Source organism: Flavobacterium sp. W22_SRS_FK3, from assembly GCF_052113665.1.
In the GTDB taxonomy this organism is placed as follows: Bacteria; Bacteroidota; Bacteroidia; order Flavobacteriales; family Flavobacteriaceae; genus Flavobacterium.
Map to the genome: position 1 here is coordinate 119,677 of NZ_JBGQOF010000005.1, position 20,162 is coordinate 139,838.

Here is a 20,162-nt window from a genome sequence, read left to right on the forward strand (position 1 = left end):
AATGCTGCAAAACTGGACCAACATATTTATATACCACATCAAAAACAACAAGCTTTTTACAGCTTTAAATGTTTTGGGTTTGAGTATTGGAATCGCAGGATTAATTTTTGCGATTCTATATTGGAATGAGGAACATTCTTATGACCAATGGAATCCTGAAAAAGACAAAGTCTATTCCGTCATGAGTAATCTTGGCGGAGGGAATGTCTGGGGTGTATCTTCAGCAATTCCTGCTCCTATTTTAAAGTCGACCACCTCTTATTTAGATGAATATTGCTATTATAGAACCAATTATTCGAAACAAACAATACAATATCAGAGAAAAACAGAGGTATTCGATAAGATTCTTACGGCGCAAAGCAGTTTCTTTTCTTTTTTTCCTTTCGAATTTATTCGTGGTAACGCAAAAAGTGCTCTTCACGATCGCAACAGCATCGCAATTTCTGAAGAAACAGCTTCACGTTTATTTAAAGGCGAAAATCCGATGGGAAAACAAGTCAGATATGCCGAACGTTTTTTCGTTGTTCGCGGAGTTTACAGATTATCCGAAAAATCCTCCGTGATGCCGTCTGCAGTAACAACGGTAATAGAAGATGATTTAGAAAAAAACAGAGAAAGCTGGGGTTTAAATTATGGATTGATGCTGAAGCTAAAAAAGCAAAGCGACACCACTGCAGTCATTAAAAAACTGGATGAGATACATCTTGAAAAAAACTACAAAAAACAGGCAAAGATCGAAGGTTTATCCCTTGAGGCGTTTATAAAAAGATATGGCGAACCTCTTAAAGCAGAATTATTACCCCTTAAACGTGCACGACTTCATCAGGGAAATATGCCGTTTGCAGAAGGAAGTGGTAATGTCGTTTTTTTGCGAATACTGATCGGTTTATCCATACTTATTTTGTTATTATCGATTGCCAATTACATTAATCTCGCCACTGCAAATGCAGTAAAACGCGCGAAAGAAGTAGGAGTAAGAAAAATTGTTGGCGCCTCAAAATTGCAAATCATTATTCAATTTGTATATGAAACCATTTTAATTGCGCTGTTCTCAGTATTGCTGGCATTGGTGATGGTCGAACTTTCATTGCCTTTTTACAATGCGTTATTAAACAAAAATCTCGTTCTTATCGGAAGTCAGTTCTACCTTCAATTAGTATTGGTTTTTATTCTTGTTGTTTTTGTTTCCGGTGTTATTCCTGCCATCTACATCTCAAATTTTGAAGTGCTGAAAGTTTTAAAAGGAAACTTTTCGAGAAGCAAAAGCGGTATCTGGCTTCGCAACGGAATGCTGATTTTACAATTTGCGATTTCCACATTTTTTATCATTGGTTCTTTTATCGTGTACCAGCAGGTAAATTTTATGGCCGAAAAAGATTTGGGTTTTAAAGGAGCGCAGGTTATAGACATTTCACTGAAGTCTAAAAAAGGAAAAGGACAGTTTGAAAGATATAAGGCCATTCAGCAGGAACTTCAAAAAATTAATCGCGTTGAAGCTGTTTCTGCAGGATCATTTTCTATTGGAAGTGTAGAAAATTCATGGGCCGGTTTGCATTACAAAAATTATCAGGAGGTGATAACGCAGCAACTGGACATTGATTTTGGAATGCTGGATCTGATGGGCATACAAGTTATAAAAGGACGTGACTTAAACGAAAAATTTGCTTCAGACACGATTTCCAATGTTTTACTAAATGAAACTGCCGCAAAAACATTGCAGGAAAAAGACCCATTGAATAAAGTAGTCAATTGGCAGGACGGCAATTACAGAGTGGTCGGAATTGTAAAAGACTTTAATTATTTTGGGCTTGAAAATAAAATTGGGCCAATGATTTTCTTTCACATCAAAGCACAATCATGGACTCAGAGTGAAATGCATACGGTAGCCGTTAAAATTTCTCCCGATGAAATGTCTCAAACCATTGATGCTATTGGAAAATTTTGGAAAACAAAAGTAGATACCGAATATCCTTTTGAATATGATTTTGTAGATAAAAACTTTGCCAGAACCTACAAAAAATACGAAAATCAAAGTCAGTTATTTTCTGTTCTAAATGTAGTTGTAATTCTAATTGCGGTATTCGGATTATTTGCTTTGGCTTCTTTTTCGATGGAACGACGATTTAGAGAAATTGCCATCAGAAAAACTCTCGGCGCAGAAACCAATACTTTACTCAAAGATTTATCAAAACAATATGTAATCTTCTGTATGATCGGTTTTTTGATCGGAATAATTCCTGCTTATATTTTATTGCAAAAATGGTTAGAATATTTTGCTTTTAGAATTGATATTCCAGTGCTTCCTTTTTTCGTTGCGCTTGTTTCTCTACTCTTTTTGACTTTGACAATTGTTTTGGCAAAAGCATATCAGGTAACCAAAATTGATGTCCTAAGATATTTAAAATACGAATAAATGCTACAAAACTATATCAACATATTTATATACCACATCAAAAACAATAAATTCTTTACGGCTTTGAATGTTTTGGGTTTGAGTATTGGAATCGCAGGATTGATTTTTGCGATTCTATATTGGAATGATGAATATTCTTATGACAAATGGAATACTTCAAGTGACAAAACCTATATCGTCATGAATGACCTGGGAGAAGGAAATGTTTTTGCCAGAAACTCTGCTATTACTGCTCCGGCGCTAAAATCAACTACGTCTTATTTAAAAGATTATTGCTATTTCAATACCTATTACACGAGAGAAACCATACAATACAATGGCAAAAGAGAATTGGTTGATAAAATATTTTCAGCCCAGGAAAGTTTCTTTTCTTTCTTTCCATTTGAATTCAAATATGGTAATGCAAAAAGTGCCCTGCACGATTCGCAAAGTATTGCTTTTTCTGAAGAAACAGCTTTTCGCTTATTTAAGAATGAAAACCCTGTTGGCAAACAAGTAAAATATGCGGACAAACTATTTGTTGTTCGCGGCGTATATCGATTACCCGAAAAATCAGTTGTAATACCAGCCGCAATTATAAATGGTATTGAAGAAGATTTGGAACATTTGAAAGACCACTGGGGTTTTAATTTTGGTTTAATTTTAAAATTAAATAAAAAGGAAGATGCAGCATTAGTAGCCAAAAGTCTGGATCAATTATTTCTTGAAAAAAACTATAAAAAGCAAGCGAGAAATCAAGGGATGACCCTTAAGGCTTTTATAAAAAAATTTGGCGAACCTTTGAAGTCTAAATTACTTCCTTTTAAAAATTCAAGACTTTATAATGGAGAGTATCCCTTTCCGGAAGGAACAGGAAATCTGCAGTTTTTACGAATATTAATGGCTTTATCGATCGTAATATTAATATCATCAATCGTAAACTATATAAATTTAGCCACGGCGAATGCCATAAAACGAGCAAAAGAAGTAGGCGTTAGAAAAATTATTGGCGCCACAAAATTGCAAATCGTTTATCAGTTTGTATTTGAAACGGCATTAATCACATCATTTGCCATATTATTGGCACTTGTAATTGTTGAAATTTCTTTGCCCTTTTACAATCAATTTTTAAACAAAGAATTAATTCTGTCCGGATCACAATTTTACCTGCAGCTCGTTATAATCTTCATCGCTGCGATCTTCGTTTGTGGCGTTTTTCCGGCAGTTTACATTTCAAATTTTAAAGTCCTGAACGTTTTAAAGGGAAATTATTTGCGTAGTAAAAGCGGAATATGGCTTAGAAACAGTATGCTTATTGTACAATTTTCGATTGCAACTTTTTTCATTATCGGATCTCTTATAGTTTACCAGCAGGTCAGTTTTATGATAGAAAAAGATTTAGGTTTTAAAGGATCTGAGGTAATGAATATTTCTTTTAGAGAGCAAAAAGGTAAAGGCAAATTTGAGCAATACAAAAGCATTCAACAGGAAATTCAAAAAATAAATGGTGTTGAAGATGTTTCTGCCGGAGCATTTTCTATTGGAGAAAATGAAATTTCAAAAGGTGGATTGTTTTATAACAACGAAGTAACCATAGTTCAGCAAATCGGATTTGATTTTGGAATGCTTGAAATGTTAGGTATTCAAGTAATAAAAGGAAGATCACTTACAGATAAACTGGCATCAGATACTATTTCTAATGTTTTACTGAATGAAGTGGCGGCTAAATCTTTGCGCGAAAAAAATCCACTGGATAAAGTAATTGGCTGGAATGGCGAAAAATATAAAGTTGTGGGAATCGTGAAAAACTTTCATTATTCTGGTTTAGACACTGAAATAAATCCTATGATTTTGTTCCATATCAATACACAGAAATGGACACAAGGCAATATAGAATATGTTTCTGTAAAGCTTTTGACAAAAGACATGTCAAAGACTATTGCTTCGCTTAAGGAATTTTGGTCTAAAAAAGTGGATTCTGAATATCCTTTTGAATACAATTTTGTAGATAAAAACTTTGCCAGAACCTACAAAAAGTACGAAGACCAAAGAAATTTATTTAGCTTATTAAACATTGTAGTAATCTTAATCGCCGTTTTTGGATTATTTGCCCTGGCTTCTTTTTCAATGGAAAGAAGATTACGCGAAATTGCCATTAGAAAAACACTTGGCGCAGAAACGAACATTTTACTGAAAGATTTATCTAAACAATATGTAATCTTCTGTATCATCGGATTTTTAATCGGGATTATTCCGGCTTATATTTTATTAAAAAAATGGCTTGAAAATTTTGCCTTCCGCATCGATGTTCCGGTTTTGCCTTTTATCCTTGCCTTTGTGTCTTTATTATTCCTGACACTTACAATCGTTTTGGCAAAAGCATACCAAATAACAAAAGTTGACATTTTAAAATATTTAAAATACGAATAAATAAGACTAAACTATGTTAACATATTTAATTACAGGATTTAAAAAACTCATAGGCTCTTTTTTCAGCATAAGAATACATTGAGTTACGTAATGGAAAAGCGCAATGTCCTCCATACTTTGGGGTTTCAAGATAAACATATGTACTTTCCTTAGCTATAGCTCTTGGGTAACATCTTTCACCTAAAAAAGGATCATCCAAAGAATTAATAATTAAAACAGGAGTGGTAATATATTGAAGCGAAAACTCTGGAGAAACACGCTGGTAATAGTCATCGCGACTGGCAAAACCATGCAATGGTGCTGTAAAATAATGATCAACTTCATCAAAAGAAGAAATGCTGTCAATTTGATCACGGTTTATAAAATCAGGAAATTGTGCTGCCTTATATTTGAGCTTTCTTTTAATATCAATTGTAAAATTCTTTAAATATACTCTGTTAAAGCCTTGTTTGAGTATAGCAGCACTTGTTGCAATATGAGTTGGCACTGAAATGCAAACAGCTCCTTTTATACGTTCATCGATTTTTGTCCATCCAAAATAATTTAGGAGCTGCACACCTCCCATTGAATATCCAATCAAATAAACATTTTCAAAGCCTTTTTGTAAAACAAACTGAACAGCCTCATTCAGATCATCAACCGCGCCGTGGTGATAAAGTCTCGGGAGACGGTTCATTTCTCCTCCACAAGTGCGATTATTCCATGCAAAAACTGAAAAACCTTTCTGCTGAAAATAAGTGGCACAACTATTATTATATGTTCGGCGGGAATCACCTTCTAAACCATGGCATAAAATCACTGCTTTTTTAGGATCATTTATTATAAAATCAATATTGATAAAATCTCCGTCACTCAACTCATGCTTTTCTCTTGTGTATCCTGGCACTTCAAACTTTTTAAACAAAGCAGCATAAATAGTAGAAATATGCCGGTTGCGATGAATAATCGGAGGAAAAACATATTCTGATTGTTCAATTACTGGCATAATAAAAAAGTTTTGATGCGTTATACAAATCTAAGAAATCAATCAATATGTAGTTTAAAACTCTATTTTTTTATTTCATTTATACACTTTGAAATAAATAGAAAGCTTTTACATATTGTAAAAATATCATGAGTTCAAAGATTGAAAACATTTTTTAGCAGTAAGAGTGAAAGATAAAAAATTATCGAAATCCTGCAAAACCTACTTATATAGTTATCGGACATTCACTAACAGCAGACAATCCTTATTATGGTAAATTCAGTTACAGGTTGAGAATAAAGAATAATTTATGGCATTTTATAATTAATTCGAATGATAATTCTTTTCAAACTCTTTTTTTTAAAGAGCAGTAAAATTTTAGTCATCAGCAAAAATGGGTTTTGGAGTCAATTACTCACTGAAGTTTTCCATATCTCTGTCTTTTCGCGTTGACTTATATGAGAAAGGATATGTCGAAACAAAATATAACTTGAGAAGGTCACAATACTAAAAGAAATAAAAAAATGTTATTTAAAGATTTCTTTTATTTTTTCTTTATTTTCGAAAAAAATTAGCTGTTACCCATCGTTCTTTCCAGCTACTCCATACTTTTTCAAACAAAATACTATTTTCTTTATAATTGCTTTTAAACAACTGTTTTGCAGTAGCAATATTTCCTTGCTCTTTCAAAAAAATTAAAAAATCATACTGCTCTTTGTGCAAGTCATAAATCGCTAATTTAAATTTGTGACGCAAAACGACACAATAAGTTTCGTTTTCAAGCGGTAGATCAGGCTGCTTTCCATTCTTAAATTCAGAATAATACTTTCGCACCGGAAATCGGAATTTAAATAAGGCAAATATTGGTACTAATTTTAATTCATTTTCGTGCGTATCCATGTTTGCTAATTGGTAGTCTTCTTCTGCTTTCACTTCAAAAAGAACGCTGATTTCATATTCAAACCGAGTCAGTTCAATCATAAAATCAATCCAGTCTTCTTTAATCTCTTCTTTGGCATCAGGTCTTTTATTTTCGAGATAGTCTGCAAAATGAGCACCCAAAAAAGATAAGTTATAATTTTGTGATGGTTTTGAAGCAAGATAATCATCCGCAAAAGCGCAAAAAAGATCTTCGCCTAAAGCATATTCTAAAGCACTAAATTGTTGTGACATACAATTTCGCAAACGTGCTATATAACTTCGCTGGTAAATTCCTAAATGTTCCTGAGCAGTAAGTTTTTCCGAGTGACAAATTACATCTTCAATTGAAGTTATATTTGATTCATTCGAAAGCAGATCATTAGGATTGATTCCTGTTTGCTGATAAGGATCCAGCAAAAGCTGCTGCATCCATTGCTGAAAATCTTTTAATGGTATTTTAACCGTTTTCTGCATTTTAGTGCCTATAAAATTTATTCATAGCAAATAGATTCAATGGGTTTGAAACCTGTTCTTTATCGAGAGAGAGTACTTTTGTTTGAATTCCAGCAAAAGTGGCATCCATATATTGCTTTGATTTTAGTAATTCCGAATGATATACATCAAAGTGCGGAATGTTGCCATCCCACTCCAGTAAAATGGAAGCTTCACCAGATAACTGATAAGCCTGCTGAAACAATTTCCAAACCTGATGGGTCACTTCCCTGTCATGGGTATCGATAATATAATTACCGCAATTTTGATGACCGGCCAAGTGCATTTGTACCACTCTATCATGTGGAATCCCGTTGATATATTCTAAAGGATCAAAATCATTATTAAAAGAAGACACATACACATTGTTTACATCCAAAAGTAATCCGCAGCCTGTTTCTTCGGTCATGATTCGTAAAAACTCCCATTCCGAAAGCGTCGAATTATTAAACGATGCATAAGTGCTTGGATTTTCTACTATCAGCGGCCTTTCTAAATAATCCTGAACTTGCCTGATTCTATTACAAACATGTTTCAATGAATCTTCATTTAGCGGAAGCGGCAATAAATCATGCGAATTAGTGGTTAAAACTCCTGTCCAGCACAAATGATCACTAATCCAGGCTGGTTTTACCTCGCTTGCCAGCTGTTTTAAATTTTTCAAATAATCTAAATTTAAAGGGTCTGTGCTTCCTATAGACAGCGATACCCCATGCATGACCACGGGATATTGCTCTGCTATTTGCTGTAAAATATATCTTGGCATTCCATGCGAATCCATAAAATTCTCAGAAATTACCTCAAACCAATCTACGGCTGGCTTTTTTTTCAAAATGTGCTCAAAATGCTGGCTTCTGAGTCCTAAACCTAATCCTAAATTAGGTAATCCAAGTTTAGTTGCCATTTTTATTCGAATCACAATCTGTAGCAGCCTGTGGCAGCCTTTCAGTGCTTTCCTGCTCCATTTTTAAAACTCTAAGATCGGCAGCAGCTTTTCTTTCGACAGGATTATTGATGTACGAACAAGATCTTGAACCACTTTGTCCACAAGAAGAATAATCCTGACCTGTAGTGCCGCGAACTGTATTTACGTATTCATCGCTTGGTCCGTATTGCTGTGGAGCTTCACCAAAGGATTTGCCGCTTGCTTTTCTTTTTTCTTCAAAACGTATTCTTGCTAATTGCCAAACACTAAGTCCTTTATTAGGTCCTTGTGCCATAAAACGAGATGACAAAATAGGCACGCCGCAACTGCCCTGATAGCGGCATTCGTTTTCACCTGGGTGACTAAATTCTTCGGTAGTACCAAAAATTCCACATCCACCCTGCCCTTTGCATGCATTTAAAGTATGGCAGGGATGACCAACAGCAGTTGAACAATCTCCCTTTCCTGCACAGTCATTATTTCCTGAATATCCGGCATTTTTGCATGAATTAAGCCCCATACATACATGAAGCTCTCTATTTACTAATTCTGACATATTATCTTTTTTATATTAATGATGATGGGTATAAGGGGTACCTGGTACTTTAGGCATATCGGCAACAATACTATGATCCAATCCTACATCAGGTAAAGAGGGGAAATAATTTTCACTTTTTATTGCCCAGCCCCAATTTACAGGATCTGCTTTTGCTAATTGATCCACCAGATTCATGATTTGAGCTTTAGGTCTTAAGAAACTTTGCTCAAACGAAAAAGGTTCAAATGTTAAAGCTCCTTTGTAAGCCTGATTCCCTTTTGTATAGCTGTACTGATTGATTTGATTTCCAACACCGCTCAAAAGCCAGATCATTGATTTATGAATACCATACATAAATAAATCATACTGGGTACTTTCATCTTTGTAATAGCAGGTTTCAATCATTAAAAGTATATAAGCAAAAACGGCATTACCCAATTCTGAACATAAGGCGAGTGACTGATTGCCTGAAGCTATATAATCTGCAGTACTAGGATTTGCATCAGTATCATATACAAAATAGCTAAAGAAATCGTCTAAACCCTGAATTTTACTGAATTTTTCCTGATAATAACCTCCAAGACTATAAGCTTCGAGGAATTTAGCAAAATGCGCCACTTCTTTTCCTGTATCATCATAATCTCCTTCCCAGAAAGTAACCTTGCCATTCACGACTTCCATAGGAACTGGCATTTTATCCGCTCCCCAAATCAAAGTATGCTGCTTCTCTTTGCTTCTTCCTTCTCCTTGTTCTACAATGCGTTCCAAAGCCTCAACTGCCGAATGAGCATCGTGTACCCCAACTAGTTCGCCACTATCATTGCCATTAGCAAATTGAGGATTATGATCTCTGTCATAATGTACAGTATTCATTGAATTTTGCGAATAGTACGGTTTTGGACGTTCCGGATTATCAGGAGGCAGCAATTGTGGCCTGTAATTATATGGCCCAGGGAAATCATCTTTTACACATTCAATAATCATTTCGTACAAACGGCCAATTGTTTGATAGTCAATCGTATCCTGCAGTTGTTTATTGGCATAAGGGTCTATAAACGGCTCAGGACTTTCTATTTGCAAAAAGGTTGTCAATTGTTTCAGCGACAATTTTGCAGCATTAATCTGGAATTCAGGAATATGCCCATCTAATTGTGTTGGAAATGACAATACTTTTCCAATACCCATTAGATCCGGCTCTATTTGACAAACTGCTTGTTTTACATTACAGGCAAGAGCCAAATGCAGCATTTCTTCTATCACAACGCTCATAATTAAAGCGGCCGATTTATTCGAATAAACCAATACATCCAGTTTTAGTTCCTGTGTAAGTTCATCAATTTCAGCCTCAGAGCGTTCGCCGGATTGTGAAAGCTGAGTATGAATTTTTGAATACAATTTATCCTGATCCTGTGCTCTGTTTATCGAGTAATAGGTTGATAAATAGGTTGGAATAGTAGCAAGCTCCAGCGCAATGGCCTGTTGCATTACGTCTTTAATATTCTCTTTTGTTACCGTATTTGAAAGTGTAAAAAGTTTTTCGATTTTCATGTGTTAAATTATTTTCATTTTGAATTATTCCTAAAGGGTTAAATAGATTACTTCGGACAAATAAATGGATAATATTTTTCGTCTATGATAGGCTCTATTCCAAAAAAATCATTCAGAACAGATTCCGCTGTACAAAAAGCACCTTCTACCCAAGCCTGATCATTTGAATACGCTTCTCCAACTATAAAAATTTCGCAATCTGTTTTCGGCACAAGTTGTGATGGTTTTCTAATTTTTTGCTGTACATCACCTAAGTCATAATGCGATTTATAAGCATGATAACCTGCGTTAAAAGGAGGAAGTGACCAATCCATGTACCTCGTTTCTAAAGGTTCAGGCACATAAGAATAATCTGCCTGTGGTCCAAAATGAAGTGAGGCCAATTGAGAGCGAAGCATTTTTACCATTATAGGCGTAGCTTCTCTGGGGCCTTCAAGTGGCTGGCAATCTCTGGACTCCGGAATTTTACGTGTTTTATTTGGGCCAAGTTCTAAAGCTTTCCAGAATGTTGCATACTGAATATCATCGTAACTGGCAAGAATACCATATACTTTATCCCCTTTTTCACTTCTGGCATTATCGCCAAAATAAACGACTTGTCGGATGGGCATATCTGTAATACTTGGACCAATGGTATCCAATTCGGCAATCGTTGAGATTTGTTTTTCTTTTTTAAAAGTAAGACGATCCTGAATTGCGCTTTCTACAGCCGCTATAAAACTGGCCTTATCATTAAAGGTATTACCTATTATAAGAGGATTTTTAGCCTTTTCTATTTCTTTTAAATATTTAGAAGGAAAATGCTCTTTATTTAATTTGGCGATTCCTTCCTGTGTTAAGAAGTAACTTGTTAACTTAGCAGGATAAGTTGGACTTCCGTCTAAAGTTTCTCTCCACCATGGAGTCTTGAAAAACATACCTACTTTATAGGAAGGCTCCATAAGTACAGACTCCAAATATAGTTGCACTTTTTCGTGATTTAATATATCTAAACCTTCTTTGTCGCTATATCTTGATGCTTGAGCCACTAATTCAATGGCTGCTCTTGACATTGCAAGAAATGCAGCATGGCATATTTTGCTTTCTGCAAGCGTATCAGGATCCTGACGTGTTGCTGTTGTAAAATGTACTCCTGACTTGGTATACAAAATAGAACGCAATCGGGTATTTGGAAAATAATTTAGCGTGATTCCTTTTTCTTTTGCCAATTTTTCAACCTTTTCGAATAAGCTATCAAATAAGCTGGAATACCCTTTTATTAACGTTTTGTATTCTGTTCCCGGAAGAAACTCATCATTGACATTAAAAGACTGGGCGCTATTGCTGTTTACCACGTTTGAACTATATCCATTTCCATCCGCTAAATAGCTAAATCCTTCTTGTCCAAGCATATCATAACTCAGGTTCCAATATCCAATTTCCTTTAGTAAATCTCCTTTCTGATAAATCGAACTATCAGGCATATCGATATTAATTCTTCCTTCATCATAAAATTTACACCATTCTCTTCGGGTAGTAGGCCCTGTTGTTTGCGTGATCGCAACAGATTGTGTCGTTGTAAAACCATCATCTGGAGGAGCATCCTGAGCGTAATTGTTTGCAAAATATGGGGCTGGCTGTTTAGAAGTAACATCTGAAATGTACATGTTTTTAGATCGCAAAGACAGTAGTGGATCTCCGGATTCATTAAATGGAATTGAATCTTTCTTTAAATCCAGTTTCTCTATAACTTTAGTTACCAAACGATGTCCGGGTCCTTTAGGAGTTCCATCCCAATACAAATATCTCATACCGCCCAATTCCAGATACGAATTGTTTTTGTCGTCTTTATAATGCCATGTACAAACACGTGCACCTGGTTCTCTGGTACCTGTGTTTTTTTTAGAAAAATCATATTTACCCCAATCGTAAAGTTCCAACACATCGCCTTTAACAAGCATTTTTTGGTTCTTTTCCTGTTTAGATTTTCCATCAAGTAATCTCCAGGCAGTATAAAGTCCGGCTGCACCTGCTCCAAAAATAGAATATGTTTTCTTAGTCATGATAATATTTTTTTAAAATTTTTGATCGTTTTTATTCATTACCCAATCTTTCCATTTGCTGTGCGAGATCTTTTCGAGGAATTACAATTTCGACCAGAGTAGGAAGATTTGTTTTTTTCTTCAATTTAAGCAGCACTTCGTTAAGCTCTGTAACCGTTTTGGCTTTGTAGCTATTTGCTCCAAATGCTTTGGCAAGTGCCTGATAATCCCATTTTGGAAGAATATCAAATGCATCAAATTTATAAGATGGTCCTGCCTTAAATGAGTCAATATCTACATAAACCTGCTCTATAGCATATACCCCATTGCTCATTACAAAAATTATGGAGTTGATGTTGTATTTTACAAGAGTCGAAAGTGACTGTGCGATCATCATAAAACCACCATCACCGGCTACTGTCCACGCCTGTTTACCGCTTCCAAGCTGTGCTCCGGAAGCTGCACCAGTTTCAAAACCAATACACTGCCAGGCAGCCGAAGAAATATAGGCGTTCTGTGATAATCCGTACATATTGGTAGCCACATACATGGATGAACTTACACCAAAAGTCATCACAATGTCCTTAAGCATTTTCTGCTTTTGCAGAAAAGCCGTTGTATGCTCAAAAAAGCGGTTAAATGTTATTACTTCGGGTGTTAAATCATATTTAGAGTCTGAATTGGATCTCCACGGTTCTGGAAATTTTGGCTGAGCTGGTGCTATTGTTTTTAAAGGATATCCTGCTGCTTTTTTAAAACGTTCAATTAATCCTTCAATAAAGTCTTTTAGAGTTACATTGTTGTATGTAAAATAACCAACACGCATTTCCTGCGTTGTTGCCTGAATCATATCTGAAAACTTATTTTCTACCAGCCATAAATAATCGTCGGTAATAATAGTTCCTAAAGACAAAATACAATTAGAGGCTTCAACTAATTTGATCACTTCGGGTATTGAAGCCTGATCAGAATAGGTTCCAATAAATTTATCCCCTTTCTCTTCCAGTACCGTTTTTCCAAGTGAAGTTGTCGTATACAACATTCCACTTTCTTTAATAAGCTCTTCTAATAAATGGGATAAACCGTGCCGCAAGATTTCTACACCTGCCAAAATTATTGGCGATTTTGCCTGACTAATTTGAATCCAGGCCTGAGAAACAGCATTTTCAAGTGCCGCTTTTTCACTCTTTATAATTTGAGGCTCTAGTTTTTTATTAGAAGGTTTAGGACAAGGTTCACCCCAAACCTCTTTATAACATGCTATGTACACAGGGCGCTGGTGTGTAAGCGCCGCAATGATTAATTTATCTATTTTTTCAGGAGCATCTACAGAACTGCTCAAAGTCTCGGCAGCAACAGTTACTCTTTCGTAAACTTCCTGATCTGCATTGAGATTACCCGTAGAGTGATGATAAAGTACATTGTACATACTTCCAATTTGTCGCGCATCAGCTCCGGGAGTTGCACTAATGACTACAACAGGACTACGCTCTACATAAGCTCCTGCAATAGCATTTAATGCACTAAAAGTACTGACACCATATTGGAAAGACACAGCTGATAAACCTCTGGTACGCGCATAAGCATCTGCCGCATAAGAAGCATCCAATTCGTTTGAAGTTCCAATAGTTTCAATTCCGTCAAAGTCTTCTAAAGCTTGTGTAAAATGTTTTACATAATCGCCCGGAATTTGAAAAACTTCAGTAACATTTAATTGCTTTAGTCGCGTAAGCAGATAATCTGCAACTGTAAATTCTTTTATAGGTTTCATTTTGCTATTCTAAATTAGAAGTAGTATTTATTTTTTCATCTGTTAATTTCCTTCGCTTCGGATTGTTTAAATTTTTATACGCACCTGTAAACTGCCAATGTTATCGGTTAGTCCAGCTCCGTATTCAGCATTTAAATCATCGTTTATACATAATTTTAAAGCCCCACTTTGTCCTTCGGGAGTTAAAACAGGTCCGTCTCCAATTAAGAAAGGAGCATTCGTTCCAACTTGTCCTATAAGTGTCCCCATATTTATATTTTGAATTGGATAGCCAGATTGCATTACAGTAATACCCGGACATCCATTTGCTCCGTACAGATTACCACCATTTGTAGCCGGATCTGCAGTCCATTGGCCTGATTTGTAACTTACAGTTACCTGATTTCCGGGCTGCACAGTAACTCCTGTATTCTGCCATGCCTTATTTGCATTCACCTGAGCAAACGTTTCTACTAATTGTAAGGTATTAGCATCAATATGCGAAAACTGGGCTTGTACGCCATTAATTATAAATTCTAAAATGATATTTTGAACGTATTGCAACTGCACTGTTCCATTACTCAAAGTTTCAACATACCAGGTTGTGTTCATTGAAATCACTTTTCCAAAAGAATTTTCAAAATTGATATTACCCACCGCACCACCATGATTTGTAGTGCTTACGTTTATACTTGAATAATCGGTAACCGTAATGCCTTTAGCATTCAATGAATTCAATTGCTGTGTCAAATAGGTTGACGGATCTATAATTGAAGGATCTGTAAATGGCAGCTGAGTTCTGTCGGCGATTGGAAAAACCGGATTTCCTGTACCGGAAACAACTGGTCCTCCTGTCATCAATACTGAAACACCATGAGGTACCGAAATTTGTTTGTTATACTGAGTTGTTGGATCTTGTACCGGAATAAGACTTGAATCTGGAACGAAACCAGGACCATAAGGACCTTCTACCTGATTTTGTATAACATGATAAAGCCAAGTGCCATTTTCTGCATGGATTAAAGTATTTTGAATTGGCTGCGCCCCGCTTGGATCAGCGTTATCTGCAATGTATACTCTTTGTTCATAAAACAATACACTACTTGCCTGTGTATATCTACCCTCACGATTTGGTGCACCACCCGCTATAGCCGAAAATGAGATTTCTTCAAAATAAGGAAAATTCTTAGTAATATAACCATTTAAAGCACCAGCCTGAGGTAAAGGCATAACATTATAACCTGTGGCAGCAGCTCCAGTGGGACTGTTCCAGGTACCAATAAAATTATTTAAAAGACCAAGATTATCAATTCCAACGACTGGTGGCTGATTTGTTGCTGATACAAGTGGAGTTGTAATATCCGGAACTACAGCGACTGCAGCTGCTTGTTGCGCTAGATAAGGGCATTTTTGTTGTTCTAAGTTTATTGAATTTTCCATTTTTTTATTATTTTATTCCCTGTTTATTAGGGCTTATATTAGGTTTCAGTAGATTTTATTTCTCTATAAAATTATTATGCTCCTAATATTTAAATAAAAAAAAAGGTATGAATGCCGAATTGTTATGCATGAGAAACCAAAATACCTGCATAAGAGCATTTTTGTACTTTAAAACATAAGTTTGTTGCTGCCAGAACAAATAGCACAGCATCATTCCTCCAAGCAAGACTATCTTAGTATCAGGTTAAATTCTGAATGGAATTCAGAACAAAGAATAAATAATTTAGAAGATTTTTAGTTTAGAAATTCGATGAAACGTCTATAGTTGAATAATAGTCCTTTTAATAAGTTAAATAGGGATTTATTGCCATCTTTCTAAAACAGTGAGAATATATTTTAGCTTTTTGCTGATTTTATAGAATTTTTCTGTTTTGCTCAAGATTCTTTTCAATCATTGAAAAAGGATCTTGAGCATAAAATAATACATTCCGATTTCAAAAAAGCTTTATCCATCATCAATAAAAAAGAGAATTTGATGATGCTCAAAAAATGATCTGGGAGTCATTAAAATAAAAATTCTAACCGAATTTAGTCTTTATGATTAAGCTTTTAAGCTTTGACAAAATCTTATATCAATTTTCTCTTACAGAAGAGCAAAAACTGAAAATTCAGTGATACTAAAATAAGTGTACAATCTATCTCAAGGGAATAATATTTAATTCAAAAATTTCACACAAAAGAATGCAAAAAAATTAAGTTCAATAAAGATTAGACTTACATGTACTATTTTGAATTAAAACAATTGACAAAAGAATTATACGAAACATATAGGTATAAAAAAACCATTTCATCTGAAATGGTTTTTTTATTTGATTTAGAAAAAACAAGTAATATCATAGTATCACATTTCGTTCAATTCATTGAACTCGTGTAATGATTTCAGTGTGCCTTCATAAAATAGAATAGCAGCTATTAAATTAGCTTTGTCTGAATAAGGCATCATTTTTCTTTGAAACTCTACTGTCGTCTCTAGGAAAGTTGTAGTGCCAACTGCCTGATTATCTAATATCTTTTTGTGATCACTATCGTCCGGAATACCTAAATCAGCCATTGTGACACCTGGTTTAGTAACCAAAGCAATGTATGGAAGGGTTTTTACAAGAACTTTAATACGCTCAATGTATAATTCCAAAAGTTCTCCTTTTTGCATACCACTCAATTCTTTTTGGTCATGGTATTTGCGAATTAGAGCTGTTGTACTGATAATACTTCTTGGAGCGTTTTTTGTCTGTGCTGAAATAGCGCCAGTTGTCAAGAAGAAAAGGAAACTTAGTAAAATAATTTTGCTCTTCATTTTATGAATGTAATTGGTTGTTAATGAAAACAAAAATATATAAATTAAATTAAGCTGCAACTTAATTGATTTCTTTTTTTTTGTTAATGATTACTATTGGTTATTTTTAGGGTAAATTCTATAAATAATATTGTTCTGTGTTCTTACTTTATAATTCTAAAACGCCCCGGATATTTTATAAATATACTTTTTTTATTACCGTAATAGTCCATAAATTCTTCGCAAACAAACACGGCATGTGCTGTTGACCATGCAACAACTCCGCAAAATTCACTTCCTGATTCCCGCTTTAACTTTTGTATTTGTTTTCCTATTTCGAAACCTAAATATTTATAAATTGTTGGGGTATGTACTTCACCATCTTCTAAATCCTCTAATGCTTTATCAAAAATTGCCTCTTTGTCAATAACTTGCTTATATTTTGCCATTACTGCGTATGTTAATATCGCATATTCTGTTATTTTTTCGCTTTCGCAATTGTCTTTAATATATACAAAACCTGCAGATTCTCTAGCCTTCTTTAGTTCTTCGTTTTTCAGATTAAATGATGCATTATTTTTTAATGTAATTTTTTGTAAACTGTCATTAATTTTTTCTGTCACAAAAAGGTTATCTAATCCATAAACGTTTAAAGAAGCCTTAATAAAAGCTATCGATGAACAATTTGTACGTTCTCCCTGTTTAAAACTTTCGAATATTTTATCTGAACTTAATTGTGAATAAGAATTTGAGCATACGAGCATTAAAAATAAAAATATTGAAGTAACAGATTTCATTGTCTTTTGATTTTATAATTGTTTCCTAAGTAATTTTTGAGAAAATATTGATTTTACAAATCTATAAAAATCAACTCACAATTGTTTTTTTACTTCTTAAACTTTTATAAAAAATTGCAGCAGTAATAATATTAAAAAAATAAAACCCAAATTCCAACTGATCGAAATTTGGGTTTTAATTTTATTGGAACTTATAACATTAATCTAAAATAAAGCTAACACTTACATTTGCAGTTATTTCGATTTCTCCGATTGCCATAGTTTCATTCGAAGAACCGGCATCTGCAGATTCTTTCATTCTCATAGAAGCATACATAGGCTGTGGATGATATATTTGGGAGTTATCAGAAATAACAAACGCCTTCCCTACTTTTTGCCCTAAAACAGAAACATAATCTTCTGCTTTTGCTTTAGCGTCTTTCATCGCAATTTTTCTTGCTTCAGATTGGTATTGAGCTAATTTAGAGGACTCAAAAGAAACTTTATCGATACGATTTATCCCTTGTTGAACCAATCCTTCCATTAATTCATCGTATTTAGATAAATCTTTCAATAAAATTTCTACAGTCTGAACAGCATTATAACTGGTTTTCTTTTTTTCGTAATCGTACTGCGGATTCAATGCAACTTGTTTTGTTCTGAAGTCAGCTGTTGGAATATTCATTTTTTTGATGAATTTTAAAACAGCATCAATCTTTTCGTCATTTTGTTTCTTGACGTCTTTAGCATTATTTCCTTTTGTTTCAACTGTAACTGAAACTGAAACCTGATCCGGGGCTATTTTTACTTTTCCTTCTCCATTAACATTGATTTGAGGAATTTGTTTTGTTTCCTGGCCGTAAGACATAGTCATACACATGATTGTTAAAAATAATATTAGTTTTTTCATTTTTGTTATATTTTAATTGTTTGATAATGGCATTTCAAAAGTTGTGCCAGCATTATAATTTATCCATTTTAGCCATTACAAAAAGTATCAAAATAGGAATCGCAAGTAAAATTGTCATTAAAGTATGATCCATAAGCAATGAAGGTTCTTTTATCAAAGTAATTAAGTAACCTCCTACAGCACCCCCAAAATGAGCGGTATGTCCAATATTGTCATTTTTGGCTTTCATTCCATAAATTGAATAGAGTAAATATAAAATTCCAAAAAGATAGGCCGGAATTGGAATCACAAAAAATATTCCCAGCATCATATCAGGCTGCAATAAAATTGCCGAATATAAAACCCCTGTTACAGCTCCAGATGCACCTACAGCTCTATAGCTATAATCATTTTTGTGAAACAACATAGTTAACAAACTTCCGAAAATTAAACTTCCAAAATAAACTAAAACAAAAGAAAAAGTACCTAACCAATTCAAAACCACAGGTGCAAAAAACCAAAGCGTAAGCATATTAAAAACCAGATGCATCATATCTACATGCAAAAAACCGGATGAAAGCATCCTGATTTGTTCTCCTGAACGAATGCTTCCTACATGGAATTCATATTTTCTAAAAAAAGCAGGATCATTAAACCCCTTATAACTAATCAAAACATTTGCAATGATAACTCCTATCAAAATGGTATTCATAAATTTTAATTTATTTGAATTGTAAATATAGTCAATCTTAGAGAGAACTTTCAAACTGTCCAAAATATATGGCGTTATTCATTTTTACTTTATCTTTGTAAAAAAAAGTTAGATGCAGTTTCTTGTTTATATCTTAGCCTATCCTTTACTTTGGTTTATTTCTATACTTCCTTTTAGAATATTTTACTGGTTTTCAGATTGTGTCTATTTTCTGGTATATTATATTATTGGATACCGTAAAAAAGTGGTGCATGCAAATCTGGCACTTGCACTACCACATTTAAGCGATACTCAAAGAAAAAAAATTGAGAAAAAATTCTATCAGCATATGTGTGATATGTTTTTGGAAATGATCAAAACAATGAGTATTTCACATGCAGAAATGGATAAAAGATTTCAAATAACTAATATAGATCTGATATTGGATTATGCAAAAAAAGGAAAAAGTGCCATTCTCGTTGCTTCTCATTATGCAAGTTATGAATGGCTTTTGACGATTAATCCAAAGATTGGTTTTCATGGTGTTGCTGTCTATAAAAAACTTGCTAATCCGTATTTTGACAAATTAATCCGAAAAATTCGCTCTAAATATGATACAGAATTAATAGAAACAAAAAAAGCAATTCCGCTGATGGCTCAAAACCAGCGTAATGGAATATTAAGTTTATATGGATTAGCAAGCGATCAATCGCCAAAATTAGACCGTATTTTTCACTCAAGTAAATTTATGGGAATCGAAGTTCCCGTACATACAGGAGCTGAAATGCTGGCAAAAAAATATAATTTAAGTGTAATTTTTGTAAAAGTTGAAAAAGTGAGAAGAGGTTATTATGAAGCTACTTTTATTTCGCTTGCCGATAACCCTAAAGATTTTGAAGATTTTAAAATTACTGAAATGTATTTAAAAGAAGTCGAAAAACAAATTTATGAAGCTCCAGAATACTACTTATGGACGCATAAAAGATGGAAACACAAAAATAAAAAAAGCTCAAAAGTCTGATAACTTTTGAGCTTTTTTGTGAAATTTTACT

15 protein-coding genes are annotated in these 20,162 nt (G+C 34.2%); 3 read left to right on the top strand and 12 right to left on the bottom strand.

Annotation, left to right across the window (positions count from 1 at the left end):
* The first annotated feature begins 1 nt into the window (after window position 1).
* Window positions 2–2,413, top strand: coding sequence for an ABC transporter permease (locus ACEN2I_RS06510; protein WP_441765286.1), 2,412 nt, complete (start codon window positions 2–4; stop codon window positions 2,411–2,413).
* Window positions 2,414–4,822: an ABC transporter permease gene (locus ACEN2I_RS06515; RefSeq protein WP_441765287.1), complete on the top strand. Its 2,409-nt coding sequence runs from the start codon at window positions 2,414–2,416 to the stop codon at window positions 4,820–4,822. It abuts the gene before it with no gap.
* Window positions 4,823–4,847: 25 nt separating this feature from the next.
* Here ACEN2I_RS06515 and ACEN2I_RS06520 read toward each other — a convergent pair whose 3' ends face one another.
* The 12 genes from ACEN2I_RS06520 to ACEN2I_RS06575 all read right to left on the bottom strand — a co-directional run bounded on the left by ACEN2I_RS06520 (window position 4,848) and on the right by ACEN2I_RS06575 (window position 19,131).
* The gene (locus ACEN2I_RS06520; RefSeq protein ID WP_441765288.1) at window positions 4,848–5,807 is read right to left on the bottom strand and encodes a YheT family hydrolase; all 960 of its coding nucleotides are present in this window, start codon (window positions 5,805–5,807) and stop codon (window positions 4,848–4,850) included.
* Window positions 5,808–6,341: 534 nt separating this feature from the next.
* Entirely contained in the window at window positions 6,342–7,181 is an 840-nt protein-coding gene (locus ACEN2I_RS06525; protein ID WP_441765289.1) for an HvfC/BufC family peptide modification chaperone, read from the bottom strand.
* Between the two features lies 1 nt (window position 7,182).
* Complete coding sequence (gene bufB / locus ACEN2I_RS06530) at window positions 7,183–8,103, bottom strand: MNIO family bufferin maturase (protein ID WP_441765290.1); 921 nt, start codon at window positions 8,101–8,103, stop codon at window positions 7,183–7,185.
* The gene (locus tag ACEN2I_RS06535) at window positions 8,093–8,680 is read right to left on the bottom strand and encodes a hypothetical protein (RefSeq protein WP_441765291.1); all 588 of its coding nucleotides are present in this window, start codon (window positions 8,678–8,680) and stop codon (window positions 8,093–8,095) included. Before ACEN2I_RS06535 ends, bufB begins: the two co-directional genes overlap by 11 nt.
* Before the next feature lie 15 nt (window positions 8,681–8,695).
* Window positions 8,696–10,210: a ferritin-like domain-containing protein gene (locus tag ACEN2I_RS06540; protein WP_441765292.1), complete on the bottom strand. Its 1,515-nt coding sequence runs from the start codon at window positions 10,208–10,210 to the stop codon at window positions 8,696–8,698.
* Window positions 10,211–10,257: 47 nt separating this feature from the next.
* A complete protein-coding gene (locus ACEN2I_RS06545) occupies window positions 10,258–12,252 on the bottom strand; it encodes a hypothetical protein (protein ID WP_441765293.1) in 1,995 nt (664 codons plus the stop codon).
* Window positions 12,253–12,283: 31 nt separating this feature from the next.
* Window positions 12,284–14,002 carry an alpha-keto acid decarboxylase family protein gene (locus ACEN2I_RS06550; protein ID WP_441765294.1) on the bottom strand — a complete coding sequence of 573 codons (1,719 nt, stop codon included), beginning with the start codon at window positions 14,000–14,002 and terminating at the stop codon, window positions 12,284–12,286.
* A 66-nt stretch (window positions 14,003–14,068) separates the two neighbouring features.
* Window positions 14,069–15,421 (bottom strand): heme-binding protein, encoded by a 1,353-nt coding sequence (locus ACEN2I_RS06555; RefSeq protein ID WP_441765295.1) that lies wholly within the window; start codon window positions 15,419–15,421, stop codon window positions 14,069–14,071.
* Window positions 15,422–16,322: 901 nt separating this feature from the next.
* On the bottom strand, window positions 16,323–16,775 hold the full coding sequence (locus ACEN2I_RS06560; RefSeq protein WP_441765296.1) for a hypothetical protein: 453 nt from the start codon (window positions 16,773–16,775) through the stop codon (window positions 16,323–16,325).
* A gap of 143 nt (window positions 16,776–16,918) precedes the next feature.
* Complete coding sequence (locus ACEN2I_RS06565; protein ID WP_441765297.1) at window positions 16,919–17,551, bottom strand: hypothetical protein; 633 nt, start codon at window positions 17,549–17,551, stop codon at window positions 16,919–16,921.
* A gap of 199 nt (window positions 17,552–17,750) precedes the next feature.
* Window positions 17,751–18,440 (bottom strand): SIMPL domain-containing protein, encoded by a 690-nt coding sequence (locus ACEN2I_RS06570; protein WP_441765298.1) that lies wholly within the window; start codon window positions 18,438–18,440, stop codon window positions 17,751–17,753.
* A 52-nt stretch (window positions 18,441–18,492) separates the two neighbouring features.
* Window positions 18,493–19,131 (bottom strand): rhomboid family intramembrane serine protease, encoded by a 639-nt coding sequence (locus ACEN2I_RS06575; RefSeq protein WP_441765299.1) that lies wholly within the window; start codon window positions 19,129–19,131, stop codon window positions 18,493–18,495.
* Between the two features lie 112 nt (window positions 19,132–19,243).
* On the opposite strand from ACEN2I_RS06575, the gene ACEN2I_RS06580 reads away from it, so the two are divergent.
* Window positions 19,244–20,131, top strand: a complete 888-nt coding sequence (locus ACEN2I_RS06580; protein ID WP_441765300.1) for a lysophospholipid acyltransferase family protein — start codon at window positions 19,244–19,246, stop codon at window positions 20,129–20,131.
* The last annotated feature ends 31 nt before the right edge of the window (window positions 20,132–20,162 follow it).

What these genes read in the sequence shown, in the direction of transcription:
- bufB (WP_441765290.1), bottom strand. Translation starts at nt 8,103, where the DNA reads ATGGCAACTAAACTTGGATTACCTAATTTAGGATTAGGTTTAGGACTC.
- ACEN2I_RS06515 (WP_441765287.1), top strand. Translation starts at nt 2,414, where the DNA reads ATGCTACAAAACTATATCAACATATTTATATACCACATCAAAAACAAT.
- ACEN2I_RS06555 (WP_441765295.1), bottom strand. Translation starts at nt 15,421, where the DNA reads ATGGAAAATTCAATAAACTTAGAACAACAAAAATGCCCTTATCTAGCG.
- ACEN2I_RS06540 (WP_441765292.1), bottom strand. Translation starts at nt 10,210, where the DNA reads ATGAAAATCGAAAAACTTTTTACACTTTCAAATACGGTAACAAAAGAG.
- ACEN2I_RS06545 (WP_441765293.1), bottom strand. Translation starts at nt 12,252, where the DNA reads ATGACTAAGAAAACATATTCTATTTTTGGAGCAGGTGCAGCCGGACTT.
- ACEN2I_RS06565 (WP_441765297.1), bottom strand. Translation starts at nt 17,551, where the DNA reads ATGAAATCTGTTACTTCAATATTTTTATTTTTAATGCTCGTATGCTCA.
- ACEN2I_RS06525 (WP_441765289.1), bottom strand. Translation starts at nt 7,181, where the DNA reads ATGCAGAAAACGGTTAAAATACCATTAAAAGATTTTCAGCAATGGATG.
- ACEN2I_RS06570 (WP_441765298.1), bottom strand. Translation starts at nt 18,440, where the DNA reads ATGAAAAAACTAATATTATTTTTAACAATCATGTGTATGACTATGTCT.
- ACEN2I_RS06560 (WP_441765296.1), bottom strand. Translation starts at nt 16,775, where the DNA reads ATGAAGAGCAAAATTATTTTACTAAGTTTCCTTTTCTTCTTGACAACT.
- ACEN2I_RS06510 (WP_441765286.1), top strand. Translation starts at nt 2, where the DNA reads ATGCTGCAAAACTGGACCAACATATTTATATACCACATCAAAAACAAC.
- ACEN2I_RS06535 (WP_441765291.1), bottom strand. Translation starts at nt 8,680, where the DNA reads ATGTCAGAATTAGTAAATAGAGAGCTTCATGTATGTATGGGGCTTAAT.
- ACEN2I_RS06575 (WP_441765299.1), bottom strand. Translation starts at nt 19,131, where the DNA reads ATGAATACCATTTTGATAGGAGTTATCATTGCAAATGTTTTGATTAGT.
- ACEN2I_RS06580 (WP_441765300.1), top strand. Translation starts at nt 19,244, where the DNA reads ATGCAGTTTCTTGTTTATATCTTAGCCTATCCTTTACTTTGGTTTATT.
- ACEN2I_RS06550 (WP_441765294.1), bottom strand. Translation starts at nt 14,002, where the DNA reads ATGAAACCTATAAAAGAATTTACAGTTGCAGATTATCTGCTTACGCGA.
- ACEN2I_RS06520 (WP_441765288.1), bottom strand. Translation starts at nt 5,807, where the DNA reads ATGCCAGTAATTGAACAATCAGAATATGTTTTTCCTCCGATTATTCAT.